The sequence below is a fragment of the Lacihabitans lacunae genome, assembly GCF_042649125.1.
In the GTDB taxonomy this organism is placed as follows: Bacteria; Bacteroidota; Bacteroidia; order Cytophagales; family Spirosomataceae; genus Leadbetterella; species Leadbetterella lacunae.
The window spans coordinates 4,322,947-4,340,844 of sequence record NZ_JBHRYQ010000001.1 but is presented as its reverse complement, the minus strand read 5'-3'; the positions used below and the strand labels follow the sequence as shown (position 1 = coordinate 4,340,844).

Here is a 17,898-nt window from a genome sequence, read left to right as displayed (position 1 = left end):
CTCGAAGCGTTGCTCCGAGGTTTTTTAAATCAAAAAAAGGCATTTTAATTAGAAATCGGTACCGAAAGAAAGGTGAAGCATTGGCTTGTTAAATTGCTTATCTTCTCTGCCCCAAGCATAATCACCTTTTACGTAAAGCCCCAAAATGTTGGTTCTAAGACCAACTCCAAATCCTTGAAGAAACGGATTCTTGAAATTAGTAACCTCTGCGAAAAATGGGCTTCTTTGATCAGTTCCAATTAGTATGGTATTTAAACTGTTTTGTTTGCTAAATGGCCCCTTATTACCGTTCCAGGCAGTACCGATATCGCTAAACAATACAAACTGTAGATTTCTAAGAAATGAGCTAGTTAGTGAACTTTTAGGGAAATATTCAGAAAGAGAGGTGCGAAGCTCAAGATTCGTTAAAATATAATTACTGCCAAATAGCCTTGCATAATCGAAGCCTCTAAGGTTTCCAGGGAAGTTGTAAAACAATATGTCTTGAAAGTCCCCTTCGGTACCAGGGAGTAAACCCTGTGCAGGATATATGCTCCGATTTATCCAGTTTTCTACGCCTCCTAAAAACGAATATTTTGGAGAGTTGCCCATAGATCTACCCAAATTAAAACGCCCAGCAAACGACAAACCTTTCACTATTTTTTGATAGTGCCTGGCGTCTATGTTTAAGGTTTTGAAGTTTTTATCGGGGTTAGATATCGCCATATTCCTATCGTAACTAAGCAACACTTTTGTGCCCTGCTGCACTTGTTTAGAAGTAAAAACGGTATTGTCGAAAACCAAGTTAAATTGTCCACTCAAATATGAGTTACTGATATTGTCTCTTCCCGGAACCTCGTATTCTATATCTGTAGTTTTGGTATAAAACGGCTTAAATTCTACTCTTAAATTGGGACTTAGCGGATAAGCAGCAGATGCCGATATCTTTTGCATAAATACCCTTCTAGAGATTAAAGTAGCGTTAGTATTATCAAGCGGAAAAACATTTAAAGGCCTAAACAAGAAGTCATTGGTTTTGTCGATACTTTCAAAATTTACGGACCTTCTATCAAACCTCAACTTAAAGTCCACCTTTTTGCTAAAGTTGGCATATTCTACATGATAATCGTAGTTTTTAAAGAAAGGAGTGGAAGGTTTTACATAGCCTCCAATACTTATCACGTGATTTTCTAATAAATCATTAAGTATCATTTCGGCCCCAATCCCAAACTTTCTAACCGGATCTATCAGTATTTCTTTCTTTATTTCATTTGAAACCAAGAGGTTTTGATACGCTTTAGTAGGCCCTAGTTTTAACTCTTCGGTAAGTCTTGAAAACTTAACGTCTTTCTGGTACACGCTTTCTTTTTCCGAAATTCCCTCCAAAGCTATTTGCTCTTGATATTTAAGCACGCTTGCACCATCAAATTCATAAAAATCAGTATCCACCTCTCCCGGCCTCAAGTCCTTCATTTTTGACTTAAGGGGAACTTCTGCCACATTCTTCTCTTCCAATGCAGGTGAAGTTTCTTGGGTGGTTTCCTCAGCTGCGTTATTGACATAAAACGCCTTCCATTCCTTTAAAAACCTATTGTATGATACCCCCAACGTACTCGTGATACTCGACTGCTCGTTTCTTATAATACGCGTCAAGTTCAAAATATTAGAAATATTGTCTCGGCCGTACTTTAAGGCAATGTAATGCCAGATTGACTGCCCTATTAATTCAGACTCCTCGTCTTTTAGATGTGAAATTTTAGTTTTTTCATTTGCAATTATAGCCGCTTTAAAATCATAAAACCTCGCCGAATTGTTTGGCTCGGCTATATATGCCGATATTCCTTTGATATACCAATCGGGCACCATTAGCAATAACTGACTCTGTACGGCTTCTTTCAAACTTCCACCATAGAGCATGTCATAAACAAACAAAGTGGTAATTTCTTTGATTAACTGTTTTTCAAAAAGAGAATCGTTTTTATTGTAAGCTAATTCCACTCGGGCTTTTGAAAGGTTCAGGATACCTCCGTCTAGGTCTGTTGGAGAAGTAAGGCCGATATTGCTTTGTTTGACGTCTTCCGGATTATTAAAAATAAATAATTTCATTACCGAAAAAGGCGTATATCCTAGTGTTTCGGTAATTCTGAGATACTCAGATTCTGCTTTCCTCGCAGCTTTTTTCGCTAACTCTTCGCCGCCTCTATAGAAGTTAAATTCGAAGTTATTGCTTTTAATAGTTTTCCAGTCAATCCGTTTGGTTTGAAGTCTATTTTGACCATACGTGGTTTCTGTTACCCCATAATATCGCTGAGCTTTCGACTGAAAACCGATCGTAATTAGAACCAATAATAAGATTACGTACTGCTTTTTTGGAATCTGCATATGTATTTCAGAAAAATATAAGTCGCTATTTTACCTATAGAACTCTAAGAAAATTTACCCTACGAATATAACGCATAATAACGCTCTATGGTTGTTTCAGATTGAATATCTTTTTCTAAAAATAAGAATTCTAAAAATGTTTTGATCAAATATGGGGCTAAAGACACCCCTTTGGTACCCAATCCATTAAAAATCAATACATTTTTATGCTTCGGATGAGGCCCCATTATAGGCCTGCGGTCTTTGGTAGATGGCCTAACGCCAGCAGCTTGGCTTTTTATTTCTATTTCTGATTTTAAAAATTTAGAAACCTGAGCCAATATATCCGCCCGAGCCCTTTCGGTAGAAATAAAGTCTAGTTCATGCCACGAATATGTCGCCCCTATTCTGATGGTATTTTCGGCAATGGGCATCACCCATTTACCTTGATTTACGATATAAGGCACCGTATAGTTTGGTAAAGTCGCCAGCAAAGTTTCGCCCTTTACAGGATTAAAAGGCAGCCAGTTAAAGTATGGATTGTCTTTTACATAAAAACCTTCACAGAAAATTATGCGGTCTGCTTCTATATTTTTATAATTAATCTTTTCGTCGCTTATAACTAAATCTTCAAACTCAAACTTTTCTGAGAGATAAGCTTCTTTTGACTTTAGTTTATTTTCAATACCCGCCAAAAGCTTAGGCACGTCTACCCATCCCGATGAATTTATCAGTAACCCACCCAAAGGTGCTGCATAAAAAGGAGCTACTTTTTCAGAATCTTCTATGACAGAAACATAGTGTTGCAGTTCGTTTTTTTCTATTTGGTTTAAAAAATGAGCTTTGTTTTCTTCATTCGAAAAAGGCCTGAAAATACCCGTCTCGTGAATACACGTAATACCAAATTCGGATTGTAGCTTTCTATAGTAAGGAAAAAGATAGGGAAATAACTTATCGTCGAGCCAGGTTTTAGTTAGGTATTTACCCGTAACCGGATTTACCATGCCACCTGCCACGCTCGAACTTGACTTTAGTGTGGGGTCATTTATTAGTTGTACACTTTTGTTTTGGTCCAGAAGTTCATTTGCTAACAGTGAGCCAGCAAGTCCGCCGCCTACAATCAAATAGTCTACTTTCATGGTTTCCTATTAGTTTCGGCTATCGCATAAGACGCCAAAATACAGACTTGGTCTATTTGCTCATCTAAGGTCATGTAGGTAGTGTCTATCACCTCAGCATCCTCCGCTTGTTTTAGTGGACTTTCGGTTCTTGTGGTGTCTATCAGGTCTCGCTTTTTAAGGTTTTGCATAATCTCTTCTAAATCCAACAAGTCTCCCTTTTCCATAAGTTCTATTTGGCGTCTTTGCCCTCTCACTAGTGGGTCGGCTGTCATAAAAACCTTAAGCTCAGCATCTGGAAACACCACCGTACCTATGTCTCTTCCATCCATCACGAAACCTCTTTTTTTACCCATTTTGCGTTGCTGATCTACCATGGCATGCCTCACCTCCGCTACAGCACTCACCTCACTTACTCTATTTGCCACATATAGCTTACGTATTTCTTCTTCTACATTGAGGCCATTTAGGTAGGTATTGTTTTTCTGATTTTCATCGAGTCTAAACTCAATCGATATTTCAGATAATGCTTTACTGACTTCGTTTGGATTGGTACACGAGACGTGGTTTTGGATAAAATATAGAGTAACCGCTCTATACATAGCACCGGTGTCGATATATCCATAGCCTAAATGAGCCGCCACCTGTTTGGCTGTGGTGCTTTTACCACATGAAGAATACCCATCTATTGCTATTATTATCTTTGACATATGCTAGTTTATTTTAGAATTCACAAAGTAAAGGCTTATAAGATAAGAGTGCAAAATAATGTTGGTTTTAAAAACCAGATTCTAAAAAGAGATCTAAGGTTTAGCTGATTTTTGACTTAACAAAAGCCAAAATTTCTTCGAATTGTTTGGGCGAAAACCATGTGAAACTGTCTTGATTATTAAACCAAGTAATCTGACGCTTTGCGTACCTTCGGGTGTTTCTTTTGAGCAGCTCCACCATAGCCGCAAAGTCATATTCATTTTTGAAAAATCCAAAAACCTCTTTATAACCAACGGTTTGGAGTGCATTATGGCTTTCAAACGCTTGCAGTGACTTCACTTCATCCAGAAGTCCTTTGGCAATCATACCGTCAACCCTTAAGTTTATTCGTTCATAAAGCTCCTCACGCGGCCTTTGAATTCCTATTTTTATAATCTCATAATCTCTTTTCTTAGAAAGATTATTTTTAAAAGAAGAAAACGGTTTGCCCGTATGCATACACACCTCCAAGGCCCTCACCACTCTTTGGTGGTTCCAAATATCCATGTTTTCAAAGGCCACAGGATCTAACTCCTTCAGCTTCTCTTGCATGAAAATCACGCCATTATCGGCCAAGTCTTGCATTAATTGTGCTCGAAGCTCAGCCGGAACAACGGGCATATCGTCAAGACCTTCGGTGATGGCTTTTACAAAAAGGCCTGAGCCACCAGTCATAATAACCACGTCTTTTTGCACAAAATAAGTAGCCAACAAAGCTTCCACGTCTCGCTCATAATCTCCAGCCGAATACGTCTGAGTTATGCTGTGGCTATTAATAAAATGGTGTGTAACGCCACCCATTTCTGATAGCGACGGCTTGGCAGTGCCTATTTCCATCTCTTTATAAAACTGCCTGGAATCACACGAAACAATATCGCAATGGAGCTTTTGGGCCAATGACACACATAGCTCTGTTTTGCCCACTGCTGTAGGCCCTACCACCAATACCAAATATTTTTTCGACATCAACTCTCCTTTACTTTTTGCGATTTTATTTCCTTTCAAAATAAAATGATTAGGTGCAAATTTATTATTTATATTATTTGTTTGTTAATTTGGGAAACATAATAAAAAAATAGATGACTGAATTTTTGCTTTTTGTATTGGCTCTTGGCTTGGGTGGAATAGCCGCTTGGCAGATATTCCATTGGGTATATGGCAAAAAACTAAAAGACAACAAAGAGAGTCTTCGCGTAGAGTCCAACATACTTTTGGAGCGTATAGAGAAAGTATTTAAAGTGGTATTGGCTGAAGGTTATTTTACCGAAATATATGACCATAACTCTAAAAAAGAGTGGTTTGGCGTGTTTAAAACCAATAACAAGGCCTTGGTAGTAGCCAAAGCCAAAGTATCTGTGGGTTTTGATTTTTCAAAAATGAAATTTAGAAAAGACGGAACTGAACGAATGCTCATAATTGAGGAATTTGCTCCTGCTGAGATAATCTCGATAGATACAGATTATAAGTTTTACGACATCAACCAAGGCCTGCTCAATAAGTTTAACAACGACGACTACACCTCTATACTGTCAGAAGCTAAAAAACTCATGCAAGAAAAAGCCTATGAAAGTGACCTACCTAAAATAGCCGAAAACCAAGTACAAGTGATGATGAAGCAGCTAGCGGCTTCCATGAACTGGGAAATAGACGTAAAGGCATTTCCTATTAAACCTCAAATACTACTTGAAAACAAAACCTCAGAATAAAATATTTGATTGGTTTTTAAAGCTTAAATACTCCACCTATTATCACTGTCTTTGACCACATATTTGTTTTTTTTACAATAAAAGTCATATTAGAATTTCACTTAAAAAGTACCAAAAACTTTGAATGGGCTGATTGAGATAAAAAATATATTACCTTTGCAGAATAAATATTAATGAATGGCACTTATAGAAGAATTAGAAGAGCAAGGAAACGTACTTTTTAAGTACAGAAGTTATATACCAATCGTATTTTTAGCAAGTGGTTTACTTGTTTTTGCGTTTAAATTAGAAAATTTAGATTACCCATATTTGGGACAATATTACTGGCACATTTGCCTTGGAGTTGGCCTTTTGGGACTTTTTGTAAGAATATACACCGTAGCTCATACACCCAAAAACACTTCGGGCCGAAACACAAGCGAAGGTCAGGTAGCCGATGAGCTAAACCAAACAGGCATATATTCATTAGTGAGACATCCGCTTTATCTTGGAAATTTTTTGATGTGGCTAGGAGTTGCCATGTTAACAGCCGACATGTGGTATTTAGTAGCTTTTACGTTTATGTATTGGGTTTACTATGAGCGTATCATGTTTGCAGAAGAGGCGTTTTTAAGGAGGAAATTTGGCGAGCCATATCTAAAATGGGCTTCTGACAAACCTGCTTTTATTCCAAAATTCAAAGCACCTGTTACACCAAAATATCCATTTTCGATTAAAAAAGTACTTAAGAAAGAGAAAAACGGGGTTGCGGCTCTATTTGGCTTATTTTATATATTTGACTTGGTAAGGCAATACATTGTAACCGAAAGAGTTGAATTAAAATTAAACTTCTGGTTCTGGGGTTTTGCTATCAGCACCGTGGTTTACTTGATACTTAAGTTTATAAAAAAATACACTACTATATTAGAAGAAGAAGGCAGATGACACCAAAAATAGATGGTTTACTTACTCGATTATCAATCCTTTTCGTAGCCATTCCCTATTTGGTTTTTACTACCTGCTGGCTCAATATCCCCTCTGCTATCGGGTTTTCGGGGGTAGTTTTAGTTTCTCTTTTTTTAGTTTTTAAAAATATCCATTCTGACACTTCAGTAGATGCTCTTTTTCTAAATCAAAAAAAGAGTATCTATTGGATGCTAGGTATCATCATAATTTGGATATTCTTCTCTGGCATAGGTTCATATACCTTCCAAAACACCGATCACCTATACAGAAATGCCATTTTTAGAGATTTGGTAAAAACTCCTTGGCCGGTCATATACAAAGTTGAAGGTTTTGAAGGCCACATATTAGATGGCAAAACCACCATGATGACCTATTATCTGGGTTATTATCTGCCCGCAGCAGCTTTAGGCAAAATATTTGGTTTCGGCTTTGCTAAGTTTTCACTTTTCCTTTGGACAGTCATAGGAACCGTATTGGTTACATACCAGATTGGCAAGTTTCTAAAGACTTTTTCATTCAAAATCTTACTTCTGTTTTTTGGTTGGGGCACTCTGTTTTTTATTGGTGCTCTTTACAAATATTCATTTTACGAGGTAATAAATGAGCAAAACTACCTGTGGGCAGGCATGCGTCTCTATGCCGACAGTAATCTTGGGCTCATCTATTGGACATTCAATCAGTCGCTTCCTGCTTGGATTATCATACTGCTAATTTTTAACCAAGGTTCTATCAAAAACATGTGGTTTTTGAGTAGCTTTTGTTTCTTTTTAAGTCCATTTGCCTTTGTGGGGCTAATCCCATTTTTGCTTTATATTTCAGTTAAAGACTTTGAAGGAAGCCTTGCATCAGCCGCAGATTGGCAGAAAAACCTCAAATTGCACTTTAGCTTTCAAAATTTAATAGGAGCAGGTTCTGTTTCTATTTTAAATCTACTTTATTTAAGCACCAATCAGGCCGGCAAGTTTTTTCAACTTTTACCTAACGCTAACCTCAAAATTTGGATTGTGTTTATCTTGCTTTCGTGGGGACTTATTGCGGTGTTTATTTTACCTAAATACAAAAAAGAACCCCTGTTTTGGCTAATAGTTGGGGTTTTGATTCCCTTGCCGTTTTTCCAACAAGGCTATGGAATTGACTTTCCTGGAAGGGTTTCTATACCCGCGTTATTTTTATTAATGCTTTTGGTTGGTAAGTATTTGAGAGAAGTAAAAACTGGCGTTTTAAGAATTGCCGTTTTGGCTTATTTGGCAGTTTCTGCTATTGGGCACAATGTGATAGAAACTGGTAGATCGATGGCAATGACTGGTATAGAAAACATCAGCCACAACACTAACTTCGATGATGTTTTACAAGCCTCAAGCACACCAACTTTACAAAAAATGGGTGATGCACTTGAGGACATTAAAGATGAAAACATCTGTATAAAAGACTTCGGAACGGTATTAAACCCTAAAAACGAGGTGATTTGGAACTACATGGCAGACATAGAGCACTCTTATTTTTACAAGTGGTTTGCTAAAAAGCCAACTCAATAACGGATTCCCCACGGAAAACGGTGCATGCTCTCTTGCTGCTTAATATATTCATATACTATTTTATCATACTCGGCTTGGCTTATTCGCTTGCCTCTCATTTTCTTAGGTAGCTTTGGTATCTCTGCAGCCTCGTTTAGTTTAATTGAAGTTGCGACTATTACCACAGCGTCATTATCAATATTCAGTTCTAAGATCATACCCGGCAAGCCTGCTATTCGCTCTGGACCTATAGAAACCGGAATGTCGGTAGCAAACCAAGCCACGATATCTTGAGAACGCACAGTGTCTCTTGTAGAGGCTTTCATACAGATATAACCCGCTACCTCCTTTATCTCATTGTGAATCTTCCATTTTGGGGCATACAAACTGTCATCTAAAATATACGTTTTGCCTAACATCTCATGAATTTCTAAGACTTTACCTTTTGCCAAATCTCGCGTGAGTTGGTATTCATCGTTTCGCCATGTATAGGTTCCGTCTTCAGACTCTCCTTGTTGGTTTTCATAGGTATAATGGCTTTGGTTTTGATCAAAAACCAAAAGCATTTTTTGTTTAAACTCGGAATCGTTTTTCCAAGTTTGAGCCATTCGGTCTTTTTCTTCTTTTGATAAATAAGTGGCTTTACTCTGAATTTTTATCCAATCAGATTTTCTCTCAAAAACAATCTTTCCATTTATATTCTGAGCACTTGCAAAAGCACTTACTCCCAAAAACAATACGATTAATATCTTCTTCATTTTACTTTTTTTTGAATTAAAAAACTGTGTTACGATTTATTCCCAACGCGACTTTTTGACATTGGCCGAAACACCACGCATATTATAGGTATACGTAAACATTACATAACGTGAAAGCGTCTGTGTAACCGAAGACGATATTACGTTTTGGTAAGCACTTTGCCTAACACCAATGTTTCTTTTAAATACATCGTATAAACTAATTCTCACTTCAGACTTCTTGTTTTTACCCAAAATTTTATACGTACTCATGTTTAATATAGGCAAATGCTGATTAAAGTTGAGCTTTTCGTTTTTGTAATTGCTATAATTTAAATCTGCGGTTAAGAAAATCAACTTAGGAAATTGAATGACGGTATTTGACTGTATAAAATTATTTTGATATTGCTGATTTTGAGTTGAGTTTATAGAATAATTGGCATAATTGAGCCCTTTGCCAAAAGTAGTAAACATAGAGAACCATTCTACCGGCGTGAGGTCAAACCTCAGGTTTAGGTTATACATTTGGTTGTCGTTTTGATTTAGGGTGTTGTTGATGTAAACCAAATTTCTACCAAAATTAACATTGGTATTTACCGAAGCCGAGAGCTTTGTTTTTTTGATAGGAAATCCAAAACTAAAGTAATGGCCGAAGTTTTTTCCTCCCGAAATATTTTCTGGCGTAAGGGTAGTCACGAGGTCGCTGCCTACTTTTTGGTTATAAACCACTTGGTTTTGATAATAATTAAAACTCAGGTTAGTCCAAATATTTATAAACGAAACCGAATTAAATAAGCCAAAACCTATCATAGAACTATGCGAAGTAGTTGGCGTAAGGTTTGGATTTCCTAAACGGACATAAAGCGGATTGCTGTTGTCTGTAAACGGTTGCAAATCTCTCAGTTTTGGAGCTGAAACACCTACACTATAATTTCCAAAAATAAACCTGTTGTTTTTAAGGTCATAGTTGATACTCAAATTGGGCAACACATTAAAGTATGGCTTATTTAATTCCGTTTGCAGTGCTCCGCCCTTTTGGTTGAAAAACTTACCGTTTATGCCATATTGCTGTGCGGCAGCACCTACGGCAACATTAAAACCTTTAAATGAATACCTAATAGAGGCTCCGAGTCTTTGAAACTGAATGTCATTTTCATAATACCTACTTAGCGAGTCAACCCTTGGTTTGTTGTCTGAAAACTGATCAAATACATCACGATTTACGTTTTGAGCTAGATTGCTGAAATTATAAAATGTCTCAAGTGAAAACTTTTTACTCAAAGGTTCAATAAAAAGTACACTAGTTTTTAATTCTTGAGATTCATTTAAAGCCAATACATTTTGGTTGATATTGAAAGAGCCTATGCCCAATGGGAAGTTATCTCCCACAACCGAAAATTGGTCCAAAGAAGATTTCTGTAAGGCATTTTGATCGTTGTTATTTTTATTAAAAGTACCTGACCACGCAAAGTTTCGGCCTTTTTTCATAAACTTATGTCTATAAATCAAAGCTCCCGAAAATATGAAGTTTTGGCCATTGTAATTGTTATTCAAATTTTGGTCTCTGAAGTTTTCACCTTGCACATTGTCAAATTGTTTGTCATTGGTTGCAGTTTGGCTTTTGTTTCCAATTTTAGAATTCACGTTAAAGATAACCGTATTTAAAGAATCTAATTGTTTTTCTACGCGAAGGCTAATTCTATGGTTTTGAGCATAATTTCTATTGAAACTCGAATCTGAAAGCAGATAACTAGAACTCGGTAAAAAATATTGCGAACGCGTGAGTTGGTCTAAAGTCTGCGTAGTTTGATTAAAGAAATAGTTGGTGCTTACTTTGGTTTTTTTTGTATCATAGTTATAGTTGATACCTCCCGCATAGTTTTTAGAAAAACCCTGCCCAGGACCCCAAGTCTGCGGTATTTCCAAGCCTTCGTCTTCAGAGTCTCCGTCTGAGTATATGATTCTGACGCCTCCACCTAAAGAAAATCCGAAGTCAGCGTTGTCATTCCAGTTATACGACTGACTTCCTTTAAAGTCTTGGTAGTCGTTATTTGACAAACCCGATTGATTGATATTATTCCCAAAACCTACCACTGCAAACTGATTTTTAGAATCGAACTTATTGTAGTTGACTTTAGCCATTACCCTTTCGTCAGAGCCGCCGCCAATAGTACCTTTCCCGAAGCCACCCTTCTTAAACTCTTCCTTTAATTCGAGGTTTACGGTTTTTTCGTGCTTTCCATCGTCAATTCCGGTCAACTTCGATTGTTCTGATGAATCGTTGAAAACCTGCACTTTGTTAATTGCTTCTGCTGGTAGGTTTTTAGTAGCTACTTTGGGATCATCACCAAAAAAACGTTTTCCGTCAACCAAAATCTTTTTCACAGATTCACCTTGTGCTTTTATGTTTCCTTCGGCGTCTAATTGGAAGCCAGGTAACTTCCGCAGCAAATCTTCGACCGAAGAGCCTGGTGGCACTTTAAATTTACGAGCGTCATATTCTATGGTGTCTCCTTTTATGTTGATGGGAGCCTTTGCAGTTCGCACTACCACCTCAAACAGTTCTTTTTGAATGGGCTTTAAAGAAATGCCCCCCAAGTCGACAGTAAGTTTAGCAGGGTCATACTTTAGCAATTCCTGATAAGGCAAATAGCCTACATAGGTTGCTTTTACTAAGTAGTCCTGCTTTTTGAGGTTTTTAAACACGAAAGCACCTTTGTCGTCAGACCGAGTAAAAGTAACTAAAGACGAGTCTCCGGGCGTAAGTAAAAAAACGGATGTAAAAGGCAAACCGCCGGTGGAATCAACAAGGTTTCCTTTGATAGTGTATGCACTTTGTGCCATAGCCGCAAAGCTAGCACTCACTAATAGCATTAGTGTGTAGATTTTTTTCATGTATCGTAATAGTTTATGGCACAATAATCTAAATAAAAATCGAGATTACCTTTACCCGAATTGAAAATTTAGGATATTTTAACTAAAACTTTAGTTTAATGCAATTATTGTATAGACTAAAATATTTTTTTTCTAAAATTTTCAATATCAGCCTCTACATCCACATCTGATAAAGTGGGAAGTTGGTGAAGCGAAAAACCATGTTTGGCAATCGTTGATTTTGCTTCGTTTGCCACTTGGTCGTGACTCCAGGTTTTATTTAAAAATACATCAGTTAAAAGATCTTTTTCAGCCAAAAGATTAAAGTTAAAACCTATCGCATAATATCCGCCATCAAAAGCAGGCCCTAAGACCACCTCGTGACTGTCTAATTGAGCAAATCCCTCTATTAAAATATCAACATTAATGTCATAGCAATCGCTACCCATTATCATGACCTTTTGGTAGCCTTGGTCTTTTAATTGTGAAAAAGCGGCAAACATTTTTTGACCTAAGTCAGGCGAAGGATCTTGGAGTTTTTTGATGAAGTAATCTTTATCCCAAATATCTGAATTATCAATAAATGAAGAATAAAAAAGAAACCTATCGGCATTCAGTTCTATAGCAACCTCTTTGGCGTGATTGGACAAGAAGTGATACACTTTGAGAGCGTTTTGGTCGCCAATGGTAGCGGCCAATCTAGTTTTTACTTTTCCGAGTTCGGGATTTTTAATAAATATAATGAGTGCGTCCAAAATGTATTGTTTCTTTTGATATACGGAAAATACTGCAATAAGGCTCTAAAAAACAAAAAAACACCGCAAAAATTGCGGTGCTTTTAATTTTACTCCAATTCTAATCGGTATGATTGATTAAAATCTTAATATCCTGGGTTTTGAGCAAAAACTCCCGCATCAGATCTATCGATTTGAGTTTGAGGTATTGGTCTTAACAAGTGAATTGCTTTTACATTTGGAGTTGCTTGTGGGTTATACTTAGCAACTCTTTCTACTAAATTACCCCAACGCTTAAGGTCCATCCATCTCGTTTGCTCACCCGCAAGCTCACGTCCTCTTTCCTCAATTACCATCTCCATATTCATTTGAGCTGGCGTAATTTCCATTGCTTGTGATTTACCTGGCCATGCAGCTCTACGACGAACCATATTTATAGCATCAGTAGCGGCTTGCACGTTTCCTGCTCCTAGTTGAGCTTCAGCTAACATTAAATATGTATCAGCCAAACGGAATACAAAATAATCGCGGCTTCCAGACTCATATGTTTTGTCTGGACGTTTTGTATCAAAAAACTTACGGTTTGTTGGGAATAAAGCTTCCGAATATTTACTTGGAACCAAAACTTGATACTTGCGTTTTGCTCTTTCTTCTTTCGACATTTCATAACCCGGTATGAAAATACACGTATCGCCAGCTGCAAAAGTTACTTTGGCTTTTGAATCATCAAACGCAGTATTGTACGTACCTGGTTTATTTGCTAACCACGTATCTTTAAACGTTTTCTTATAACGTGAGTCATTTACTCTTTCACCAAATACTTTTTCTATACAATATTCAGTAGGTCTCAGTCTTTTAAATGGACGACCATTTAATACATCACGCTCCATACCTGCTTGTACGTCATACTGCATTCCAAAGAATAAGTGTAGGTTGTTTCCCCCGTTTACAGCACCGGTATTGTTCGTGATGTTAGTCAAAGGATCAGAGGTATACTGAACTGCAAATACAATTTCAGAGTTTCTTTGGTTGTTTTCGTCAAATACACTTGCGAAGTCTGGAAGTAAACTGAACCCGTAATTATTTGTAACATTTGTACATAAAGTTGCGGCTTTACTGAAATCGTCACTCGCCTTTTGAGTAGAATAAGCTTTTGCTAAATATACTTTGGCAAGTGCCATTTCTGCAGCAGGCTTTGTGGCTCTTCCATATTGACCTTGAGAATTTGGCAAGTCCGCTATCGCTTCTGTGTAATCTTTAATAATAGCAGCGTACATTTGAGCATCAGTAGCTCTTGAGGTAGCTTTTGTAGGAGCCAATGTCTCGCTAAGTCTTAAGTCTACTCCTCCGTATTGCTGAAACAATATGAAGTAATAATGTGCTCTTAAGAATTTTGCTTCAGCAACTCTCAACTTTTTGGTGGCTTCATCAACCTTTGAAGCTGGTGCTCTATCAATAATTGCATTACAAGTGTTTATACCTCTATAAAGTTCGTCCCATACCATTTGTAAATAATTTACAGTTGGGTTTAACTGAGTATCATAAAAGTGAAAGCCTTTATAACCACCATCTGCACCTGTGGCATAGATATCGGTACCATATTCGGTCAGGGTAAGGCCTTGTTGAGTTCCATAAAAATACCTTAGTGATGAGTAAGCTGCATTAACGGCATCTTCAAATCCTTTTGGGGTATTGATATAATCATTTCCAATTCCAGAAACGACGGTTTCGGTAAGTATGTCTTGGCAAGATTGCCCACTAAGCATAAGTGCGGCTAAGCCTAATACTTTTGCTGGTTTTAATATATTTTTGAGTTTCATATTTTTCACAAGTTTTTAGAAATAATAAATTTAGAATTTAGCATTTAAGCCTATTGTTATCACTTTGGTAGCAGGTGTTACACCTCCACCGATGTTATTTCCAAGTGATGAACCACCTGAATCGTTTGTGATACTAACCTCTGGGTCAACGCCATTGTATTTAGATATGTACTTAGCCCAAATCTTTGGTTGCTGAATACTAGTAAATACTCTAAGAGATTCCATTTTAAGCTTTGAAGCAATAGCATTACTAAAGCTATATCCTAAATTTATGTTTCTCAATTTCACAAAAGAGCCATCAAAGTATATTAGAGTAGTGTTATTTACAGGAAACTCTTGCGTGCTTTTTGGCTGAGGAAACTCATTAGTAGGGTTACTTGGTGTCCAGTAGTCCACTTTAATCTGCTGATATCTTCCTGCTAGGGAGTTATTGCTTTGGTGGAAACCAGAAACGATTGTGTTTCCAAAACGACCAAATAAGAAGAACGATAAATCTATATTTTTATATGATAATCTGTTGGTTAATCCCATAGAAAACTTAGGTACATCTGAACCTACAAGAACTCTATCATCTGCAGTAATTTTACCATCACCGTTAGTGTCTTGTACTTTGATTTGACCAACTGAGCTTCCGTAAGATTTAGCAGCTTCCTCTTCTCCTAATTGCCAAATACCTGCTTTTTTGTAGTCATAGTATGAATTTAAAGGTTGACCAATAAACCATCTGTTACCGATATCATCCACTGCACCATTGTAAAGGGACACAATAGCTTCGTTGTTTTTAGTAAACTGAAGATCTGTTGACCATCTGAAACCCGAGGCTGTGTTCATATTAACCGTTGTAATACCTAATTCTATACCTCTGTTTCTGGTTTCACCTACGTTACGTGTTACTTGGTCAAAACCGATTGACCCTGGTAATTGATCCGCAAGAAGTAAATCTGTAGTATTAGATTGGTAAAGTTCTAATGAACCTTGTAGTCTACCTCTCCACATACTAAAGTCAAAACCAATGTTAGCAGTAGTAGAACTTTCCCATTTAAGGTCAGGGTTTCCGATAGTGTTTGGTCTATAACCAAAAGCCGCCGTGTTATCCCAAGCATAAACCGTTCTACTAAGAAGTCCTTGTGTTTGATAAGGAGAAACCGCTTGGTTACCTACTGTACCCCAACCTGCTCTTACTTTTAACAAATCTAACCACGTGATGTCTTTCATAAATGGCTCGTTAGAAACGTTCCAACCAACAGCCAATCCAGGGAAATTACCGTATTTGGTATTTTGACCAAATCTTGATGAACCATCACGACGAAGTGTTAACGTAACCAAATACTTATCATTAAAGTCATAGTTTACACGACCTAAGTATGAATTGATAGTCCACTCAGTTAAGCTACTTGAAACACCTGTTACTGAACTTGCATTTCCGAAATTGTAAAACTCTTGTGATTCAGCTGGAATCCCTTGCACATTGATACCATATGACTCTGCTCTATCTTTTTGTATTGAATGAACAGCAGTAACACTTAAATTATGCTTTCCGAAAGACTTATTGTAAGACAATATATTTTCAAGTGTCCAGTTAAATCCAAATCCATTGGTATTACTAGCTTGTGGATCACCACCTTTACGAGCATTGGTTTGAGCACCAATGAATCTTCCTTGTCTATCAATACTAAAGTCAGGACCAAAATTAACTCTGTATTTTAAACCTTCCATTACTTTTACTTCAGCAAATATTGAATTAAAAATTCTGTAAGATTTACGATTGTTAACTTGAGCTCCAGGTACTATCTCGGCTAATGGGTTAGTTAATAGTGCGTCATTTGTAGGTGAGAAATTAATTTGACCATCCGCAGTATAAGGAGAACCAAGAGGGTTTTGATTAAGAGTAAAACTATAAGGATTTAAGTTTTCTCCGTTTCTATCCGCAAACATCATGTATGAAGACAAACCAACCTTAAGAAATTTATTTACATTATGGTCAATATTAGATCTTAATGAATATCTGGTATAGTCTAGACCTTCGGTAATACCTTTATCTTGGAAAAAACCTCCAGAAACATAAAACTGTGTTTTATCATTTCCACCCTGAATACCAAGCGATTGATTTTGAATAAAACCATTTTTTAGAATTAAATCTTGGTAATTTGTATTTCTTCCAGCAGCTATACCAGCGGCCACATTAGGGTCACCGCCTAATACGGCTATTTTATTGTCAGCTACAGGATCAGACTTACCAGAAGGAACGATATTTCCAGCAGCATCTTTGTATATTCCAGTTGATCTATATGCTTCTCTTACATATTCAGCAAACTCCTCTCCTGAAAAAAGATTAACTGTATTAAGAGCTTGTGATTGGCCAAAGTACGTATCGTATGAAACTGTAGTTTTGCCTTTAGGAGCACCTCTTTTAGTAGTTATTAAAATTACACCGTTTGCACCTCTTGCACCATAAATAGCGGTAGCTGTAGCATCTTTTAGAACCTCCATAGACTGTACGTCATTTGGGTTAAAATCTTCATAACCACCCGCCAATGGAATACCATCCACTACATATAATGGATCATTACTTGCTCTGAATGAACGTCTACCACGAATCAAAATTTTCGGAGTAGAACCCGGCTTTGATCCTGATTGAGAAACGTCAACACCAGCAGCACGACCTTGAAGAGCCTGACCTAAGTTTGTGATAGGCATTTCATTGATTTGCTTTGCACTTACTTGCGTGATTGCACCGGTAGTTTGAGACTTCTTTTGAGTACCATAACCCACTACTACAACTTCTGAAAGTGAAGCGGCATCTTCTTGCATAGTTACATTAACAACTGACTTGTTTCCCACTTCTACTTCTTGAGATACAAAGCCGATATAGCTAAAAACCAAAGTAGAATTTGCGGCAACATTAGTAATAGAGAACTTACCATCTGCATCGGTGATTGACCCTTTGCTAGATTTTTTGACAGTAACACTCACACCAGGAAGGGCATTGCCTTCCGCATCATTTACTTTTCCCGAAACCGTGAGGCCTTGGGCGAAAGCAAATTGTGTTTGAAGGGCCATAAGGATACCCAACATAACAAATAGACTTTTTTTCATAGATAGAATTGATTTGATTGAAAAGGTTTAACTTAGATAAATAATATTTTAAATTACTTTACTGCAAATGTAGTTGTATGATTCCTATATAAAATATTCATTTTCCGCAAAAAATAGTATTTTACTGCCTAATATGAAATTTGAAATCAAGGAATTTTCAAAAGTACCTCCAGTTAAGTTTATCCAAAATAATATTTATAAAGTTATATTTTAAAACATACAGAAGTCTCCTGCTCTAACCTGCTTGCCAAGTAGAAAAAATAA

The 17,898-nt window shown here is 37.1% G+C and carries 12 protein-coding genes; 3 read left to right on the top strand and 9 right to left on the bottom strand.

What is annotated here, in order from left to right:
* Nucleotides 1-48 precede the first annotated feature (48 nt).
* From ACFOOI_RS18630 to miaA, 4 genes are all read right to left on the bottom strand, one after another.
* A complete protein-coding gene (locus ACFOOI_RS18630) occupies nt 49-2,361 on the bottom strand; it encodes a hypothetical protein (protein WP_379839576.1) in 2,313 nt (770 codons plus the stop codon).
* 59 nt (nt 2,362-2,420) lie between these two features.
* Entirely contained in the window at nt 2,421-3,479 is a 1,059-nt protein-coding gene (locus tag ACFOOI_RS18625) for an NAD(P)/FAD-dependent oxidoreductase (RefSeq protein ID WP_379839575.1), read from the bottom strand.
* The gene (gene cmk / locus ACFOOI_RS18620) at nt 3,476-4,168 is read right to left on the bottom strand and encodes a (d)CMP kinase (RefSeq protein ID WP_379839573.1); all 693 of its coding nucleotides are present in this window, start codon (nt 4,166-4,168) and stop codon (nt 3,476-3,478) included. Before cmk ends, ACFOOI_RS18625 begins: the two co-directional genes overlap by 4 nt.
* Nucleotides 4,169-4,268: 100 nt before the next feature.
* Nucleotides 4,269-5,213 (bottom strand): tRNA (adenosine(37)-N6)-dimethylallyltransferase MiaA, encoded by a 945-nt coding sequence (miaA, locus tag ACFOOI_RS18615; protein ID WP_379839572.1) that lies wholly within the window; start codon nt 5,211-5,213, stop codon nt 4,269-4,271.
* Between the two features lie 74 nt (nt 5,214-5,287).
* Here miaA and ACFOOI_RS18610 point away from each other — a divergent pair, with 74 nt between their 5' ends.
* The 3 genes from ACFOOI_RS18610 (at nt 5,288) to ACFOOI_RS18600 (ending at nt 8,394) form a co-directional block, all read left to right on the top strand.
* Complete coding sequence (locus ACFOOI_RS18610; RefSeq protein ID WP_379839571.1) at nt 5,288-5,914, top strand: DUF4230 domain-containing protein; 627 nt, start codon at nt 5,288-5,290, stop codon at nt 5,912-5,914.
* A 177-nt stretch (nt 5,915-6,091) separates the two neighbouring features.
* Nucleotides 6,092-6,838, top strand: coding sequence for a methyltransferase family protein (locus ACFOOI_RS18605; RefSeq protein WP_379839569.1), 747 nt, complete (start codon nt 6,092-6,094; stop codon nt 6,836-6,838).
* Complete coding sequence (locus ACFOOI_RS18600) at nt 6,835-8,394, top strand: hypothetical protein (RefSeq protein WP_379839568.1); 1,560 nt, start codon at nt 6,835-6,837, stop codon at nt 8,392-8,394. Before ACFOOI_RS18605 ends, ACFOOI_RS18600 begins: the two co-directional genes overlap by 4 nt.
* Here the strand turns inward: ACFOOI_RS18600 and ACFOOI_RS18595 are convergent.
* The 5 genes from ACFOOI_RS18595 to ACFOOI_RS18575 all read right to left on the bottom strand — a co-directional run bounded on the left by ACFOOI_RS18595 (nt 8,388) and on the right by ACFOOI_RS18575 (nt 17,613).
* Nucleotides 8,388-9,131 (bottom strand): GLPGLI family protein, encoded by a 744-nt coding sequence (locus tag ACFOOI_RS18595; RefSeq protein WP_379839567.1) that lies wholly within the window; start codon nt 9,129-9,131, stop codon nt 8,388-8,390. The two genes, ACFOOI_RS18600 and ACFOOI_RS18595, sit on opposite strands and share 7 nt — an antisense overlap.
* A 36-nt stretch (nt 9,132-9,167) precedes the next feature.
* A complete protein-coding gene (locus ACFOOI_RS18590; protein ID WP_379839565.1) occupies nt 9,168-12,005 on the bottom strand; it encodes a TonB-dependent receptor in 2,838 nt (945 codons plus the stop codon).
* A 116-nt stretch (nt 12,006-12,121) separates the two neighbouring features.
* Nucleotides 12,122-12,739, bottom strand: coding sequence for a TIGR04282 family arsenosugar biosynthesis glycosyltransferase (locus ACFOOI_RS18585; protein ID WP_379839564.1), 618 nt, complete (start codon nt 12,737-12,739; stop codon nt 12,122-12,124).
* 125 nt (nt 12,740-12,864) lie between these two features.
* Nucleotides 12,865-14,538: a RagB/SusD family nutrient uptake outer membrane protein gene (locus tag ACFOOI_RS18580; protein WP_379839563.1), complete on the bottom strand. Its 1,674-nt coding sequence runs from the start codon at nt 14,536-14,538 to the stop codon at nt 12,865-12,867.
* A gap of 30 nt (nt 14,539-14,568) precedes the next feature.
* The gene (locus ACFOOI_RS18575) at nt 14,569-17,613 is read right to left on the bottom strand and encodes a SusC/RagA family TonB-linked outer membrane protein (protein WP_379840231.1); all 3,045 of its coding nucleotides are present in this window, start codon (nt 17,611-17,613) and stop codon (nt 14,569-14,571) included.
* Between the last annotated feature and the right edge of the window lie 285 nt (nt 17,614-17,898).

What these genes read in the sequence shown, in the direction of transcription:
- ACFOOI_RS18605 (WP_379839569.1), top strand. Translation starts at nt 6,092, where the DNA reads ATGGCACTTATAGAAGAATTAGAAGAGCAAGGAAACGTACTTTTTAAG.
- cmk (WP_379839573.1), bottom strand. Translation starts at nt 4,168, where the DNA reads ATGTCAAAGATAATAATAGCAATAGATGGGTATTCTTCATGTGGTAAA.
- ACFOOI_RS18580 (WP_379839563.1), bottom strand. Translation starts at nt 14,538, where the DNA reads ATGAAACTCAAAAATATATTAAAACCAGCAAAAGTATTAGGCTTAGCC.
- ACFOOI_RS18595 (WP_379839567.1), bottom strand. Translation starts at nt 9,131, where the DNA reads ATGAAGAAGATATTAATCGTATTGTTTTTGGGAGTAAGTGCTTTTGCA.
- ACFOOI_RS18630 (WP_379839576.1), bottom strand. Translation starts at nt 2,361, where the DNA reads ATGCAGATTCCAAAAAAGCAGTACGTAATCTTATTATTGGTTCTAATT.
- ACFOOI_RS18625 (WP_379839575.1), bottom strand. Translation starts at nt 3,479, where the DNA reads ATGAAAGTAGACTATTTGATTGTAGGCGGCGGACTTGCTGGCTCACTG.
- ACFOOI_RS18590 (WP_379839565.1), bottom strand. Translation starts at nt 12,005, where the DNA reads ATGAAAAAAATCTACACACTAATGCTATTAGTGAGTGCTAGCTTTGCG.
- ACFOOI_RS18610 (WP_379839571.1), top strand. Translation starts at nt 5,288, where the DNA reads ATGACTGAATTTTTGCTTTTTGTATTGGCTCTTGGCTTGGGTGGAATA.
- ACFOOI_RS18600 (WP_379839568.1), top strand. Translation starts at nt 6,835, where the DNA reads ATGACACCAAAAATAGATGGTTTACTTACTCGATTATCAATCCTTTTC.
- ACFOOI_RS18575 (WP_379840231.1), bottom strand. Translation starts at nt 17,613, where the DNA reads ATGTTGGGTATCCTTATGGCCCTTCAAACACAATTTGCTTTCGCCCAA.